At 73.9% G+C, this 17,167-nt stretch carries 6 protein-coding genes; all 6 read right to left on the bottom strand.

The window, feature by feature from the left end:
• Positions 1-11: 11 nt before the first annotated feature.
• Positions 12-1,454 carry an MFS transporter gene (locus tag OG245_RS14755; protein ID WP_371623976.1) on the bottom strand — a complete coding sequence of 481 codons (1,443 nt, stop codon included), beginning with the start codon at positions 1,452-1,454 and terminating at the stop codon, positions 12-14.
• Complete coding sequence (locus OG245_RS14760) at positions 1,451-11,407, bottom strand: amino acid adenylation domain-containing protein (protein ID WP_371623977.1); 9,957 nt, start codon at positions 11,405-11,407, stop codon at positions 1,451-1,453. The genes OG245_RS14755 and OG245_RS14760 overlap by 4 nt, the downstream gene beginning before the upstream one ends.
• Before the next feature lie 5 nt (positions 11,408-11,412).
• A complete protein-coding gene (locus OG245_RS14765; protein ID WP_371623978.1) occupies positions 11,413-12,891 on the bottom strand; it encodes an alpha/beta fold hydrolase in 1,479 nt (492 codons plus the stop codon).
• Between the two features lie 116 nt (positions 12,892-13,007).
• Entirely contained in the window at positions 13,008-15,080 is a 2,073-nt protein-coding gene (locus OG245_RS14770) for a phenylalanine--tRNA ligase subunit beta (protein ID WP_371623979.1), read from the bottom strand.
• Positions 15,077-16,111: a phenylalanine--tRNA ligase subunit alpha gene (pheS, locus tag OG245_RS14775; RefSeq protein ID WP_371623980.1), complete on the bottom strand. Its 1,035-nt coding sequence runs from the start codon at positions 16,109-16,111 to the stop codon at positions 15,077-15,079. Before pheS ends, OG245_RS14770 begins: the two co-directional genes overlap by 4 nt.
• A gap of 63 nt (positions 16,112-16,174) precedes the next feature.
• Positions 16,175-17,059, bottom strand: a complete 885-nt coding sequence (locus OG245_RS14780; RefSeq protein WP_371623981.1) for a hypothetical protein — start codon at positions 17,057-17,059, stop codon at positions 16,175-16,177.
• Positions 17,060-17,167 lie beyond the last annotated feature (108 nt).

Consider the following 17,167-nt stretch of genomic DNA (forward strand, 5'->3'; position numbering starts at 1 on the left):
CCGGTGAGGGTTCACCGCGCCGGAGAGCCGCCGGCACCCCGTCGCCTCCGGAGCGCCGGCGTCAGCGCGGCCGCTGCCACCGCTGCCAGGGCCGCCGTGGCGAAGGCCGTCCGGAAGCCGGCCGCGGACGGTACGAGCGACGCCGCCCCGGCGACCGACGCGGCGTCCCAGTCGCGGGACAGGATCTCGGTCATGACGGCACTGGACACCGTCATGCCGATGGAGCGCATGAGCGTGTTGAGGCCGTTGGCCGCCGCCGTCTGCTCGGGCCGGACGTCGGCCACGATCAGGGCCGGCATCGCGGCGAAGGCGAAGGCGAGTCCCGCCCCGACGACGACCGATACGGCGACCACCCCCCAGACCCCGCCCCACAGCGGGATTCCGGCCGCGTAGCCGAGCCCCATGACCGCGGCGCCGCAGCCCAGCGTGGACCGGGCCCCCCACCGCGCGCAGGCCCCCGCCGCCCGGGGCGAGAGCAGCATCATCACCACGCCCGCGGGCGCCAGGCAGAATCCGGCGCTCACCATGGAGAGTCCGGAGCCGTACCCCGTCGCGCGGGAGAGCTGGAGGATCTGAGGAAGGATCATCGACAGCGCGAACATGGAGAAGCCGACGAGCAGCGCGGCGACATGGGTGGCGAGCAGGGACGTCCCCACGGACGCGCGCAGATCGACCAGAGGCTCCGGGCGCCGGAGTTGGTGGTGCACCCACACCCAGCCGATCACCGCGGCACCGCCGAACGCGCCGAGCGTGTACGGACCGGTCCAGCCCCACTCGGTCCCCCGTGAGATCCCCAGCAGGAGCAGGGTCAGCACGACGGTGAGACCGAACGCGCCCACGTGGTCGAACCTGCCGCCCGTCGCGCGGGGGGAGGCGGGCACGCACCAGCGGACCAGCAGGAGGTTGGCCACACTCGTCACGGTCGCCAGCCAGTAGACGGCGTGCCAGTCGACGTACTGCGCCATGAAGGCGGCCAGCGGAAACCCCAGGGCGCCGCCGAGCCCGACCGACGAACTCATCAGGGCCAGGGCGCGGCCCAGCCGCTCCGGGGCGACCTCGTCCCGCATGACGCTCAGGCCGAGCGGCAGGATGCCCGCCCCGGTGCCCTGGAGGGCCCGGCCGACGACGAGCACGAGGACCGAGTCGGCCAGGGCGCACAGCAGCGAGCCGGCGACCATCAGGGACAGGCACCACAGCATGACCCTCCGCTTGCCGTACATGTCCCCCAGCCGCCCGCTGATCGGCGTACAGACAGCGGCGGCGAGCAGGGTCGCGGTGACGGCCCAGGAGGCGTTCGACGGCGAGGTGTGGAGGACCTCGGAGAGCCGGGGGAGCATCGGCACGGGCAGGGTGTTCATGAGGGAGACCGAGGTGCCGCACGACGCGAGGGCCGGGACGAGGGCGCGCCCGCGGACACCCGGTGACCCGGGGCGCGGCCCTGTGGTCACCGTCATCGGCTCCCGGGGCCCTTCGTGAGCCGGGACAGCCCGCGCGCCATCGCCCGCAGGGTCGGTTCCCGTACGAAGTCGGCCATCGGGTACTGGACGCCGAACGCGTCGCGGACCCGCGTGAGAACCCGCACGGCCCGCAGCGAGTTGCCGCCGAGGTCGAAGAAGGACCGGTCGCCGGGCAGGGACGCGACGCCCAGTTCGTCGCACCACAGGTCGTGCAGCACCTGCTCGGTCCCGTCGGGCGCGTCGGCACCGGGGACGGGCGGCGCGGGTTCCGGCAGCCGGTCGACGGCCATCTTGCCGCTCGGCCCCACCGGCAGCCTGGGCACCCGCACCCACCGCTCCGGTACGAGGTAGTCCGGCAGCACCGCTCTGAGCGCGGCGCGCAGGGGGTCGGCCCAGTCGGTCCCTCCGGCCGGTTCACCGGTGAGGACCACATGGGCCACCAGGGTGTTCTCCCCCCTCTCGTCGGTCCGCACCGTCACGGCGGCGTCCCGCACGCCGTCCAGGCGGCACAGCGCGGCCCGGGCCTCGCCGGGCTCCACCCGGTGGCCGCGCACCTTCACCTGGTCGTCGAGCCGCCCGACGAACTCCAGCACCCCGTCGCCGCGTCGGCGCACGAGGTCCCCGGTCCGGAACAGCCGCTCGCCCGGCAGCAGCGGGTGGGTGACGAACCGCTCGGCCGTGAGCGCCGGGTCGCCGAGATATCCCGCGGCGGGCGCCTCGCCCCCGATGTGGAGCTCACCGACGGCTCCCACCGGAAGGTGGCCCCCCGCCGCGTCGAGCACATGGGTCGTGACCCCGGATATGGGCCGCCCGATCGGCACGGGCTCCCCGTCCCGCTCCGTCACCTCGTGCGACGTGACGATGACCGACGCCTCGGTCGGACCGTACTGGTTGAAGAGCCGCAGCCCCGGGTGGGCGTCCAGGAAGGCGCGCAGCCCGGGCGTGACCTGGAGGGGCTCACCGGCCGCGCACACCTCCTTCAGGGAGGGCACGCGCAGCCCGTACCCGGTCACGTACTTCAGAGGCGTGGAGGGGAGGTGGAGCCGTTCGACCCGGTGCCGGTCGAGGAGCTTCTCCAGGACGGCGGGGTCCTGTCGCGCCTCGTCCGGCACGGTGACGAGCGCGGCGCCGGAGGCCAGCGTCGTGAAGATCTCCTGGACGCTGACGTCGAACCCCGCCGACGTCCACTGCGCGGTACGCAACGGCTCGTTCTCGCGCAGGTGCCAGCGCACCAGGTTGACCGGCCCGCGGTGCGGAACCCGCACGGCCTTGGGACGGCCGGTCGAGCCCGAGGTGTAGATGAGGTAGGCGATGTCGTCCTGGGCGCCGGGCCACCCGGCGGGGCCGGCGGCGTCGGTGGCGTCGGTGGACTTGGTGGCATCGGTGGGATTCGTGGAAGCGCTCGCGGGGGTCCCGTCGAGGGTGAGCGCGGCGTCGTCGGCGTGCAGGTGCTCCGTCAGGCCCTCCAGCCCCGGATGCGCCTCGCGGAAGTCGGCGTCGCTGACGACCAGCACGGCCTCGCTGTCGGCGACGAAGTGCTCCAGCCGGGCCGTCGGCACGGCCAGGTCCAGAGGGAGGTAGGCCGCTCCCGCCCTGAGCACGGACAGCAGGGCGACGACGAGACCCGCTCCGCGCGCCATCCCGACGGCGACGATGTCGCCCCGGCCGACCCCCCGGCCGGCGAGCACGCGCGCCAGCCTGTCGGCGGCGGCGTCCAGCTCCGCGTACGTGAGGACCGCGTCGCCGTCGATGACCGCGGGCTCGTGCGGTGTGGCGCGTGCCTGGTCCCGGACGAGTCCGTGCAGCGTGGCCGGCGCCTCCGCGGCCGCCGCGCCCTGCCAGCCGGCGAGCAGATCCCGGTCCGCCTCGGTGAGGGCCGTCAGGCCGGCCGGCCGGACACCGGGATCCGCGCAGCCGCGCTCCAGGGCCCGCGCGACGTAGTCGAGCATCCGCCGCACGGTGGCCTCCTCGTAGAGGTCCGCGCGGTACTCCACGGTGCAGCGCAGCCCGTCGTCGTGCCGGGCGAGGTACAGGGTCAGGTCGAACGGCGCCCGGTCGCTGGGCACGTCGAGGATCTCGGCCCGGACCGCCGGCTCCGCGAACTCCGTGCCCGAGTGCTTCTCGTACTCCACCATCACCTGGAACAGCGGGTTCGCCCCGGCCACCCGGGGCGGGTTGAGCGCGGTCACCAGGTCGTCGAACGAGACGTCCTGGTGCTCGTACGCACGGGTGCTGCGCTCCCGCACCCTGCGGACCAGACCGCCGAAGCCCGGCTCGCCGGAGAGATCGACCCGCAGCACCACGGTGTCCACGAAGAGACCGACCGCGTCCTCCGTCCCCGCGGGCCGGTTGGTCACCGCCGTCCCGAGCAGCACGTCCTCCTGCCCGCTCATCCTGCCCAGGACCGCGCCCACGGCCGCCACGAGCACCATGAACGGCGTGGCTCCCTGATCGCGGGCGAACGCCGAGAGCCGGTCGGCCAGGTCCCGGCCGAACTCGTGGACGAGATGGGCGCCCCGACCCGCCGCCTGCGCGGAGCGCGGGCGGTCGGTGGGCAGTTCGAGCGGAGGCGCGCCGCGCAGCTCCTCCACCCAGAAGGCGAGCCCGTCCTCCCGGCCGTCGGCCCCCGGCGACCGCACGCCGCCGACCGGCACCGGAGGAAGACCGGTGGGCAGTCCGGGCCAGGCCCGGTAGCAGGCGCCCAGGTCCCGGACGAACACCCGCGTCGAGAACGAGTCGAAGACGATGTGGTGCGCGTGGAGGTACAGCAGGTGCTGTTCGTCGGAGAGCCGGATCAGGCGCGCGAGCAGGAGCGGGCCGTGGGCCAGGTCGAACACGGTGTGCCGTTCCGCCCGCACCGCCTCGGCGAGCGCCTCCTCCACCGGGACGCCCTCCCGGTCGATGACCGGACAGGGCACCGGGGCGGCGGGCCGGTCGAAGCGGCGTACCTCGCCGTCGCTCTCGCGGAAGACGGCCCGCAGTTGCGGATGGCGGGCGACGACCCGGTCGAGGGAGTCCCGCAGCGCACCGTGGTTCAGGCGCCCGGTCAGGAGTATGCCCTTCGGCTCGTGGTAGTCGTTGCTCCCCGGGTACATCTGTTCCAGCAGCCACAGGCGGCGCTGCGCCGCGGGGACCGGCACGCCCGCGGCGCGTACGGCCCCGGAAGCGGTGGCGGGTCGAGGAGCAGAGGAAGGGACAGGGACGGCGGGCCGGACGGCCGGCGTCACCGTGGAGGGCACGGCGGGGGTTCCGGCGCCCCCGGCAGCCTGCCGCTCGTTCAGCTCGCGGATCAGCGGCAGGCCCGCCGCCATCAGCTCCGGCGCCATGCCGAAGTCGACGAAGCACGCGATCTCGTCGGCCCCCGCGTCGCGCACGGCCTCCACGATCGGCGCGCTGCTCCCGACCGTGCCGATCAACGCCCGGCTCTCGCAGTAGCGTTCGTACGCGCGCCGCAGCAGGAAGTCGACGTCCTCCGGCGCCGTACGTTCCAGATCGGCGTCCAGCCCGAGGCTGTTGGCCATCCGGTCGAACAGCGACAGCGACGACCGCAGATAGGAGACGAAGGGAGCGGCGGCCTCCTCGCGCGCCTCGGCGAGGTCCTCTCCCAGGTAGGTGTGCAGCAGCACCACCACCCGGCCGCCGGCGGGATCAAGGCCGCCTTCCTCCCGCGTGCGCCGGTAGAGGGCGATGTTGCCCGCCAGCTCCGCCACGCTCTGGGACATCAGGTTGGTGACGATGCCCAGGCCCTGGAGCGCGGCGCGACGGTAGCTCTCGGGGTTGTCGACCACCGCGGCGAACAGGGGGATGTCGTCCTGCACCGGACGCGGGTACAGCGTGACCTCGGTGGGCTCGCCCGTTCCCGAGACCGCGGACAGCCGGCCGCCGGACCAGAGGGTACGGACGTCCTCCAGCTGCTCGTACATCAGCTCCCGGTGGCGGCCGAAGTTGCCCGGCGCCAGGACGAAGTCCCGCGCGTGCCACCCGGAGGCGACGCACACGCCCGCACGGCCGTCGGAGAGGTTGTCCACCATGGCCCACTCCTCCGCGACCCGGATGGGGTGGTGCAGGGGGAGGACCACCGACCCCGCGTGCAGCCGGACGCGTGAGGTGCGCGTGGCGAGCGCCGCCGCGAGGACCGAGGGGTTGGGGAAGAGGCCGCCGAAGGAGTGGAAGTGCCGCTCGGGCAGCCACACGGTGTGGAAACCGTTGCGGTCGGCGAACTCCGCCGCGTTCAGGAGGTTCTCGTAGCCGCCCGCGCCCTGGTGGTGCGGGTAGTCGCCGAAGAAGTAGAGGCTGAAGTCGAGGGCCGCCCTCGGGGCCCCGGCACGGGCCGCCGGCCGCCGGGGCGGGGCCGCGGGAGCTTTCCCGGGCGCCGGAACCCCGGGCGCGGGGACCCTGACCGCCGGGACCCCGGCCGTCGGGACCCCGGCCGCTGCGGCCGTCGGTGCTACGGCCGTCGGTGCTACGGCCATCGGCGCTACGGCCGTCGGCGCTGCGGCCTTCTTCGCCAGGGCCGCCGGTCGGGCCGGCGCGGCGGGAGGGACGGGCAGGGTCGTGGGCAGCACGTCCAGTTGGCGCTCCAGGAGGCCGGTGACCTGCCGGACCATGTTGTCGACCACCTCCAACTGCGTACGGAGGAGGGAGCCGACGCCATCCGTGCCGGCCGCCGCCGACAGCTCCGGCACGGCCGGGCCGCCCTGGAGCACCTGTTCCGGGACCGGCGGATCCTGAACCAGCGGTTCCTGGACCGCCGGTATCCGGACCGCAGGTTCCTGGACCGCGGGTATCCGGACCAGCGGTTCCTGGACGGCGGGTATCCGGACCTCAGGTTCCCGAGCCTCGGATCGCGGGCCGCCGTCCCGTACCGCCCCGGCGTCGGAGCGCGAGGAGGCCACGGCCTGTGCCAGCGCGCGGGGGGTCGTCCAGGTGTCGAACAACTCCCTTACCGGCACGCGCAGTCCGTGCTCGCGTTCCACGTCGCGCGCCAGAGCGACCAGCGTCAGCGAGTCCCCGCCCAGCGCGATGAACTCGGTGTCGGCCGCCACGTCGTCCGGGCTCAGTCCGAGGTGTCGCGCCGCCAGGGTGGTCACGGAGGTGAGGAACTCGTCGGGCATGTCGGTGTCCCTTTGCTGTTCGAGACGTTCGCGCGGCGCCCGGGGCAGGTCGGTGTCCCGGAAGTCACGGCGCTGGAAGGGGGTCGTGGGCAGCGGCACACGGCGCACGGAGGTCCGGCTGACGCCGAGGTCCACCGGATGGCCCTGGCAGTACAGTTCACCGGCCGCCAGGAGCGCCGAGCGCACCGGGTCGCCGGAGCGGTCCACGGTGGGAATCCACCGCAGGTGGGGCAGGGTCCTCCGGCCGAGGACCGTCAGCTCGTCGCGCGGACCGACCTCGACGACGGTCGGCGCGCCCGTGCCGGACAGCGACCGGAGCTGGAGGTCGAACCGTGCGGTTCGGCGGGCCTGGTCCACCAGGTGCCGGGGGGTGATCGTCGAACCGGCCGGATGGACGGTGCCGTCGGTACCGTCGATCAGGGCGACCTCCAGGCGGCCGAGCGCACACGCCCGGACGGACCGGGCGTACGGGTCGAGGACCGGGTCGATGAGCGCCGAGTGGAAGGCGCGGTCCACGGCCAGCCGGCGCGCGGGGACGTCCTCGCTCCGCAGCAGCCGCTCCGCGTGCGCGACCGCGTCCGGGGTTCCGCTCAGCACCACGGAGTCGGCTCCGTTGCGGGCGCCGATGTCGAGCCCACAGGTTCGGGCGACGCGCCGCGCCTCGGCCTCACCGAGCCGCGCGGCCAGCATCGCGCCCTCCGCCGTGCCCTCCGCCATCAGCCGTCCCCGCGCGGCGGTCAGCCGGACCCCGTCGTCGAGGGAGAGGCCGCCCGCGGCGTGCAGTGCCGCGATCTCGCCGAGGCTGTGGCCCAGCACGTGTCCCGGTACGACGCCGAGCGCCCGCCAGTACGCGGTGAGCGCCGCCTGAAGGGCGAACAGGGCGGGTTGGGCGAGCCGGGCGGGCAGCGGGGTGCCCGCGGCCCCCCGGAGCAGTGCCTCCAGCAGCCCGGGGCCGTGCTCGTCGGCGTGGACCCGGTCGCAGAGGTCCAGGACGTCCCGCACCTCGGGAATCGCCTCGTAGAGCTCCCTGGCCATGCCGTACGCGGCGGTCCCCTGCCCGGAGTACGCCAGCACGACACCCGTGCCGGCCGGCGGGCCCGGTCGTCCCGTCCGGTGGAGCGGACCCCGCTCACGCGGCGGCCCCGCGGCCAGCCCGTCGAGTGCCTCCAGCAACTGGGTGCCGGACGCCACGACGGCCACGGCCCGGACGGACCGCGCCGGCCGGGCCGCGAGACTCGCCGCGACGGCCGCGGCTCCGGTGCCCGGACGGGCCCGCAGCCAGTCGCCGACCTCGGCGGCGAGCCGGCACAGCGCCTGCTCGGTCGGGGCGGTCAGCGGCACGACGACGGGGCGGCTCCCGCGGTCGGCGCTCCGGCCGGACGCCGCCGCCGCGGGTGCGGACTCCACGACGACGAACGCGTTGGTCCCGCCGACGCCCAGGGCGTTCACGCCGGCCCGCAGCGGTGCGCCGGGGCGGGCCGGGGGCAGCGGCTCGTACGCGGTGGCCAGGCGGAGCGGGCTGCCGGAGAGGCCGAGCGCCGGGTTCGGGGTGCGGAGGTTCCCCGAGGGGACGACCACCTCGTGCCGGAGCATCAGCAGCACCTTGATCAGCCCCGCCATGCCCGCGCAGGTGTCGAGGTGCCCGATGTCCCCCTTGACCGAGCCCACGGCGCAGTGGCCGGTCCTGGTCGAGGTGGCGGCCAGTGCCCGGGAGAGCGCCGCGAACTCGACGGGGTCGCCGACCGGGGTGCCGGTGCCGTGCGCCTCGATGTATCCGAGGTCGTCGCCGGTGATCCCGGCCCGCCGCAGCGCCGTGCGTACGACGTCGACCTGGCCGTCGACGCTGGGCGCGGTGAAGCCGATCTTCCGGGTGCCGTCGTTGTTCACGGCCGTACCGGTGATCAGGCCCAGGACGGGGTCGCCGTCGGCCAGTGCCGCCGACAGGGGCTTGAGCAGGACGGCGGCGACGCCGTTGCCGCCCACGGTGCCGTCCGCGTCGGCGTCGAAGGGGCTGCAGACGCCGGTCGGCGACAGCACCGCGTCCGGGTGGGACACGTACCCCGACTCCTGCGGCAGGTGGACGGCCGCCGCTCCGGCGAGGGCCATGTCCGCGTCGCCGCTGCGCAGCGCCTGCACGGCGAGGTGCACGGCGACCAGCGAGGTGGAACAGGCCGTCTGCACCGACAGGGCGGGGCCGGTGAGGCCCAGCCGGTAGGCCGCGCGCGTCGCCAGGAAGTCCGGCGTACCGCCGATCGCGGCCCGCATCGACGTGGTGAGGTCCCGTTCCGCGGGAGGCTCGTGCCCGCTCTGGTAGTCGACCAGGTTCATTCCGGAGCCGGCGTAGACACCGATGCGGACGCCGTCACGCGGTTCGGCGTGACCGGCGGATTCCAGGGCCTCGTAGGCGCACTCCAGGAACAGCCGGTGGCCGGGGTGGGTGAGCGCGGCCTCCGACGGGCTCATGCCGAAGAACGGGGGGTCGAAGGCGTGGACACCGTCCAGGGCGCCCGCCACCGGCCGTCGCGCGGGATCGGTGACCGCCGCGCGGGAGAGTCCGGCGGCGCGTTGCTGGTCCGGGGTGAAGGTGGTCAGACGGTTGCGGCCGTGCCGCAGGTTGTCCCAGAAGCCGTCCGGGTCACTGGCGCCGGGGAAGCGCAGCGCCATGCCGATGACGGCGACCGGCTCCCCGGCGTCCGTCGCGGGCGGGGGCCGCCGGGTGCCGGGCGCCGACGATCCGGCGGGGTCAGGGGCCGGTGCTGCGGGGGCCGGTGCGGACGGGTCCGGGCCCAGGTGGGCCGCCAGGCGCGCGACGGTGTGATGCTCGAACAGGGCGGACATCGGCAGCTCACGGGCGAACTCCCGTTGCAGGAGCCGGCTCAGCCGTCCCAGCATCACCGAGGTGACACCCAGCTCGCGCAGCGGGACACGGTCGTGCGCGGCGTCCAGGGCGGCCCCGTCGTCGAGCACCTCGCGGACCGCCCGCCGTACCCGCTCGACCGTGCCGGGGCCGGCCGCCGCCTCCGCTCCGGCGGCGCTCCGGCGCTCCGGCTCCCCGCCGCGTGCGGGGAGCAGCGCGGCGAGGGCGGCCCGGCGTATCTTGCCGCTGGAGGTGCGCGGCAGCTCGGCGGCGGTGAGCCCGACGACGTGACGCGCGACCAGGCTCAGCCGTCGGGCGAGCTCGGCGCGGACCGCCGTGATCGCTTCCGGCGCCGGGGTCCCGCCGTCCGCGCCGGCCAGGAACACCGCCAGCGCCTCACTGCCCGACGCCGGGTCGGGGACGCCGCACACCGCGACGGCGGTGCCGGACACCCCGGGCACGGTGGCCACCACGGCCTCGATCGCGTGGCAGTAGTGGTTCTCGCCGTTGAGGACGACGATGTCCTTCCGGCGCCCGGTCATGACGACCCGGCCCCCGCTGACGTAGGCCAGGTCACCGCTGTCGAACCAGGCCCCCGGCGCGGTCCCGCCGGGGAAGGCCAGGGAGTTGGCCTCGTCGTCGCCCAGGTAGCCGGGGGTGATCCGCACCGATCTCACCTGGAGCCGGCCCACGGTCTCCTCCGGCAGCACCTGCCCGCGGCCGTCCACGACGCGTACGTCGGCGCCCGGTGCCGGGCGTCCCACGCCGACCAGGTGCAGAGCCTCCGGCGCCGGGGCGTCCAGGTGCCGGACCCGCCCGTCCGGCCCGAGCGCCACGCGCTGGACGCTTCCGGGTTCCCCGTATCTGCCCCAGGTGATTCCGGTGCAGGTCTCGGACATGCCCCAGCCCGCCACGAAGCAGTCGCCGGGCACGCCGAAGGGCGCGGTGGCGGCCAGCAGAGCGTCCACCACCTCCGGCAGGATCTGTTCCCCGCCGCTGACGAGGGTGCGGATGGCCGACAGGTCCCAGTCGCGGCCGGGCTGTTCGGCCAGGGCTCCTCGGAGCAGCTGGTAGCCGAAGGTGGGCGCCCAGGTGTGCCGTACCCGGTGCTCCGCGCACAGGTCCAGCCAGGACAGCGGGGCCCCGAGCACCAGGGACGGCGGGACGTGCACGTTGGTGCTGCGGGTGTGCACGGGCAGCAGGTGGTAGAGCAGCAGGCTGGCGCTGTGGTCCACCGGCAGCCAGTTGAGCGTGGTCTCGCCGGTCCGCCAGCCCAGGGCCTCGCGCGAGCCCTGGACGAAGTCGAGCAGCCCGGCGTGGGTCAGCGGAATGACCTTGGCGCGCCCGGTGCTGCCCGAGGAGAGCATGAGCAGCGCCGTCGACGCCGGATCGGCGGGGGCGCGCCCGGCACGGGCGACCGGCCGGGGAACGGCTTCCGCCTCCTGGCGGCACCGGTCGGCGTCGAGCAGCCGGACGCGGGCGTCGAGCCCCGCGGCCCGGAGCCGCGCCGCGCCTGCCGCGTCGGTCACCAGCCGGGGGCCGTCGAGCAGCGCACAGGCCTCGACGGTTCGCTCGGCCGTCCGGAGCCGGGCCGTCTCGTCGGCGCCGGCCTCGACCGTCAGCGGCACCAGCCCGCCGCCGAGGCACGCCCACAGGAAGGGGAAGAAGTCCGGCAGGGCCAGGCCGTGGAGGACCACCGTGTCGCCCGGCACACAGCCGTGCTCGCGCAGGACGGCGAGCAGGGCGCGGGACCGCTCCAGCAGCTCCGGATAGGGGGCCAGCACCGCCCGGCCGTCCTCGTCCACCGTCAGCACGCCCCGGTCCGGGGCCCTCGACGCGGCTTCGGCCAGCAGCAGGCCGACGTCGGCGGGCACCGGGTGGTCCCGGGTGAGCGCGGGACCGCTGCACAGGGCGGGCGGCGGCGTGCGGTCGGCCGGGCCGGGCGTCTCCCGCGGGGCCATGTCGTCCGTCTCCCTCATGGGACTCACCGGGTCCGGCGCCAGTAGGCGCCGACGCCGTCGATGTCGTGCAGGGGTTCGGTGATGCCGTGCCGGTCCCGGAAGTCGTGCACGGCCTGCCGGCAGACGTCGATGATGTAGTCGTCGACGATGACGAATCCGCCGGGCGAGAGCTTCGCGTACAGGTGGTCCAGGGCGACCATGGTCGACTCGTACAGATCGCCGTCCAGCCGGATCAGCGCGAGATCACGGACCGGGACCGAGGGCAGGGTGTCCTTGAACCAGCCCGGCAGGAAACGCACTTGGTCGTCCAGCAGACCGTAGGTGCGGAAGTTGCGCCGTACGGTGTCCAGCGAGACGCCCATGACGTCGTTGAAGCGGTGGGTGCCCAGGGCCACGTCTCCGGGGTGGGCGCCGTCGGCGACCTCCGGCATGCCCCGGAAGGAGTCCGCGGCCCAGACGGTCCGGTCGGTGACCCCCCACGCCTGGAGCACCGCCCGCATGAAGATCGAGGTCCCGCCGCGCCACACCCCGGTCTCGATGAAGTCGCCCGGGACGCCGTCGCGCAGCACCTGCTCCACACAGGACTGCACGTTGTCGAGGCGCCGCGCGCCCACCATGGTGTGCGCCTGGCTCGGCCAGTCGAGGCCGGTGCTGCGGCTGACGGGGTCGAAGACGGCGTCCGGGGACCACTCGCTGGGCAGCGGGGCGTCCTCGTACACGACGTTGGTCAGGACCTTCTTCATCAGGTCCAGGTACCGCTCACGATTCGCGTCCGGGCCCATGTCCACCTGTCCCCCGCTCAGTTCCTCGCTCAGCATGCGTGCCATCTCCTCGGGGCGCTCCGTGACCAGGGAGTGCCCCGCGTCGGCGATGCGCCGTACCCGCGGCGGCCGGCCCGCGGCCTCCTGCCACTCCGCGGCGGTCCCCGCGTCGGTCAGCGGGTCGGCGGAGCCGAGGAACAGCGCCAGCGGGAAGCCGAGCGGCTCCCCGGCCGGGTCGTACCGGTATCCGGTGAGCAGCCGCGCGTCCTGCCGGACGAGGCCGGTGAAGTAGGCGGCCGCGTCCGCGTCCACGGCGACCTCCCGGGGTAAGCCGCCCAGCGCCACCAGCCGTTCGGCGATGTCCCGGTCGGAGCCCCAGCCGGCCTCGGGCTCGGCGGCGGCGGCGTGCCACCGGGGCCCCGGACAGGCGGAGAGCAGCAGCCGTTCGGGGCGGGTCAGTCCCAACGCGCGGTGATCCCGCGCCACTTCGTAGGCCAGCAGGCCACCCATGCTGTGGCCGAGGAGCGCCCATCCGCCCGGCGGAGCCGCCTCGCGTATCTGCCGGGCCAGGTCGCGTATCGCCTCGGCGAAGTCGGCGCACGGCCGCTCCCTGGCCCGGGCGCCGCGTCCGGGGAGCTCCAGCGGACGCACCTGGAAGGCCCCCGCGAGGTGCCGGGTCAGATCCTGGAAGACGCCGGCGGTGCCGCCGGCGTGCGGAACGCAGAACAGGGTCGCTGTCATGTCGGGCTCCTTCACGGTTCCCCGTCGCTCGGTTGCCTCGATGCGCGGTACTCATGCCCGAGGTCCGGCCCCTCGCTCGCGATGGGGCCGGACCTCGGTCGCCGGACGGTACTCCGCTACACCCGCAGGTGGACGCCCTCGGCGCCGAAGCGGTCCGTCACCGTCCGGACCAGGTGGTCCAGCACGGCGTTGAACTCCTCGGCAGGACGGGCCGGTTCGCTGTCGAAGCGGAGCAGGTAGGTCACCGAGCGCCGGCCCGGGTCGCCGCGGTCCGGGAGGAAGACGTCGGCCACGTCGATGGAACGCACCCACTCCGGTGCGGCCGTGCGGAGGGTCTCCCGTACCTGGTCGTTCGCGACGGTGCGGGGCATGACGAAGTCCAGCATCCGCTCGACCGCCGGGTCCTCGCGGAAGGGCGCGGCCGCCAGCCGCCCGGTGCGCACGGACCACACGTCGAAGTCGAGCTCCACATAGACCGGACGCTTCCCCCCGAGACCGGCGCGGTGCCGGACGTCGGGGTGCACCTCGCCGCAGACACCGGCCGGCGCCCCGTCGACCAGGAGCAGCGCGCTGCGGTGCGGATGGAGGGAGTCGGCCAGGGGGTGGGTCCCCGGGAGCCGCTCGACGGTGAGGTCCACGCCGCAGCGCAGCGCGGCCTCCTCCACGACACCGCGCAGGAAGAAGAAGTCCACGGGGCCGGACTTGCCCGTCCACAGGCCTTCCTCGCGCTCGCCGGAGGCGATCGCCCAGAGCACGGGGCGCTCCTCGCAGAGCCCGTTCGCGGCGGTGGGGTCGCTCAGGAAGGTCCGGGTCACCTCGAAGAGACGGATGCGTTCCTGCTTGAAGCGCAGGTTGGCGCCCACCGCGGAGACGGCCTGTGCCAGGCAGTTGTTCTTGAGCATCGAGTACCGGCGGTCCTCGGCGTTGGCGATGCCCACGTGCGCCGCGAGGGGGTGGCCCGCCGCCGGGGAGAGGATCTTCAGCGTCTCCTTGGAGTAGAAGCCGTCGGTGAAGGTCTCCATGAACCCGAAGCCGACGAAGGTGTCGCCGATCACCTGGACGAGCGTCTCCCGGGGCGTGAGGGATGCTCCGTGGCTCGCGGGAAGGGGTCCGGCGGGCAGGACGTCGAACCCGATGTGCCGCGCGAGCTCCTCGTACAGGTCCTCCGTCTCCTTGACGTCCCAGATGCGGGTGCCCGGGACCTCGTACCGGCCCTCACCCGCCTCCCGGAAGCCGTACGCCGCCAGGCGCTCGGTCACCTCGGCCCGGTCGAGCGCGGTGCCGAGGAACGCCGAGGCGCTCGCCGCGTCCACCGGCAGGACCGGCAGAGTGCCGTTCCACGGCTGGGGTTCGGCGGTGGAACCGCTGCGGACGGCGGCCTTGGACTCGCCGAGCAGGCTGAGCGCGCGGCCCGCCCCCCGGTGGACGGCCGTCGGGTCCGCGCCCCGCTCGAAGCGCTGCGAGGCGGGCGTGGAGAGGCCCAGCGCGGTGGCGGCGAGCCGGACCGCCACGGGGTCGAACGCGGCGGACTCCAGGAGTACGCGGCGGCTCCCCGCCGTCACCCGGGAGTGCTCGCCGCCGGTCACTCCGGCCACCGAGAGGATCTTCTCCTCGTCGGCCACCACGGGAGTGCCCTCCGCCAGTTCACGGGGCTCCTCCTCCCCGACGGGGGTGAAGGTCTCGCCCGGACGGCTCGCGCGGACCTCGACCATGCCGAGGACCTTGTCCGCGTCGTACGTCTGGAGAGGCTGGCCGAGCTCCAGGTTGGCCGCCTCGGCAGCGTCCACGACGGCGTGCCCGCTGCGCAACCCCGACGTCGTGAGCCGCTCCACGCTGTCCGCGGGCAGCTCGGCGGTCGCGTCGAGCACCTCCAGCGGGGTCAGCGTGTACGCGAGGCAGTGCGTCGTGGTGACCGAGACCGACGGGCCGTCCGGGCCCACCACCAGCGGTTCCACGGCGACGTCGGAGAGGGCGAGGCCGAGCCGCGCGGCGAGTTCGAGCGCGACGCCGAAGTAGCTCCGGTGGTCTCCCCGGTTGGCGAGGAATTCCAGGGTCACGGCGGTGCTCGGACCGTCGGTGTCGATGGACTTCACCTCCAGGCCCGACTCGTCCAGGGCGTTGCGGAAGGCGGTGGGGTCGTCCTGCAGAGCGGGGAGGAAGGTACGGAGACCTGCGGTAGTCAGTTTCACTCGTGGCCTCGGTGAAGGTAGTTCAGCAGACGTTGGTCCGACCCGTAGAGCGGGCGCACCTTGGTGACGCCCAGCCACTGCGAGGTCATGCGGGTGGTGCCCCAGCCGAAAGCGATGCCCGTGATGCCGTCGCGGTCGTAGCCGAACTCGCGCAGGACCGCGGGGTGGACCATGCCGGCGCCGATGATGGTGACCCAGCCGATGTGGTGGCATGCCTCGCAGCCGTCGCCGCCGCAGTTGGTGCAGGCGATGTCCAGGCCGAGGGACGGTTCGGTGTAGGGGTAGTACTTCGGCTTGAAGCGGAGCTTGACGTCCTCGCCGTACAGCTCTTTCGCCACGAAGCCGAGCAGGCTCTTGAGGTGTCCGACGTTCAGGCCCGGCTCCAGCCAGAAGCCCTCCAGCTGGTGGAACATGGCCAGGTGGGTGGCGTCCACGGCCTCGTTGCGGTAGACCCGGCCGGCGGCCGCGACCTTGATCGGGACGTCGCGCCCCTCGCCGAGGACCCGCGCCTGCACGGTCGTGGTGTGGGAGCGCAGCAGCTTCCCCGCGTCCAGCCAGAAGGTGTCCTGCATGTCGCGGGCCGGGTGGTGCTGCGGAATGTTGAGGGCGTCGAAGTTGTGGTAGGCGTCCTCGACTTCGGGACCCTCGGCGCGTTCGAAGCCGAGCTTGCGCAGGACGGTCAGGCAGCGCTGCTCCACCTCGGTGAGAGGGTGCCAGGACCCCACGCGGCCGGCCTGGCCGGGCAGGGTGACATCCAGCCACTCCGCTTCCAGCTGCTTGGCCGTCTCGGCCTTGCGGGCGGCGTTCACCCGGGCGTCGATCTCGCCCTGCATCTGCTGCGAGAGCTCGTTCAGCCGGGCGGCGTACGCGCGACGCTCCTCTTCGGGAAGCCCCGGCAGGCGACGAAACTCTTCCTTGATCAGACTGCGGCGGCCCAGAAAGGAGGCCCGCAAAGTCTCGATCTCGGACTTTTGCGATGCTTTGGACAATTCCTCCAGGAAGGATTGCCGCAAACTCTCGATGTCGGTCAACTCACCCACTCCGTAGTTCTCTGTGCAGCCCACGGCACGACGGGGAGCGGAATCGACAAACCGTCATTTGCCCAACTCCCCCAGGATCTTCGCCAAGCCTCGACCTGCGGCCAGGCTGCCGTAGCGCAGCCTACCAACGGTCCTGATCGCGTCGGCCATCTCGTGAAGCAGCAGTTCGCGGGCCGAGATCAAGGAAGGGAGTTCAGCGGTTCGCACCACGAAATCCTGTTCCAGGGAGACCCTTCCGTCCGCGACCCGTATCCGGCTGCCGGCCCCCAGGAGGTCGAGCCGTTCGACGTGGTTCGCCGACCGGGACGTCACCGCGAACACGAACCGGCATCCCCGGGCGAAATTGACGATTCCGACCCCCGTGCCGTCGTCGAAACCCGAGACGCACACCGTCTCGGGCGCCCCGAGCAGCTGACAGGCCAGGTCGAGATGGAAGGCCACCGCCCGCAGAGCCGCCTGGGTCTCCGGATTGCTGGTCAGCGGCGCCCAGCGGGCCCAGCGGTGCGCCTCCACGGGCCGGCAGTCCGAGACCTCCAGGACGCCGTACGCGAACGGGGTCGCGGGGGAAGCCGTCTCCGCCCCGTGCAACAGGGCGCGGTGAGGGGCCAGGACGCCGATCGGCCGCCCTCCTGCGGCCTGGAGCCGGATCAGCTCCTCCAGCTCTCCGGCGGCCATCGGGAAGGGCTCGGTCAGCAGTACGGCCTTGCCGGCCTCGTGCAACTGGCGGACCAGCTCCGGCCGGTCGTCGCCCGCCGCGTCCAGCACCACCAGATCGACCCCGGGCGACGCCACCAGGCCCTGCCACGCCCGGTCGCCGCTCCGCTCCAGATCGACGACGTCGGCCAGGCCGAACGCACTGCTCGCCTCGACCATGTGCGCCGTTTCGGAGAGCGTGGACCACGTACCGGCGACCGCGGCGGAGAGGGTCGGCTGCGACACGGATCACGACTCCACGGAAGGGGGATCGGCAAGCAGCGTCGGCGGTCGACCGCGTTCATGGCTGCGTCTTCAGCATGGCATTCGCCGACACGGGGAGGCCAGCACTCA

The organism is Streptomyces sp. NBC_01116 (genome assembly GCF_041435495.1).
Lineage (GTDB): Bacteria > Actinomycetota > Actinomycetes > Streptomycetales > Streptomycetaceae > Streptomyces.

Bases quoted from the DNA above. Each gene is read 5' to 3' on its own strand.
- OG245_RS14765 (WP_371623978.1), bottom strand. From the start codon at position 12,891: ATGACAGCGACCCTGTTCTGCGTTCCGCACGCCGGCGGCACCGCCGGC.
- OG245_RS14760 (WP_371623977.1), bottom strand. From the start codon at position 11,407: ATGAGGGAGACGGACGACATGGCCCCGCGGGAGACGCCCGGCCCGGCC.
- OG245_RS14755 (WP_371623976.1), bottom strand. From the start codon at position 1,454: ATGACGGTGACCACAGGGCCGCGCCCCGGGTCACCGGGTGTCCGCGGG.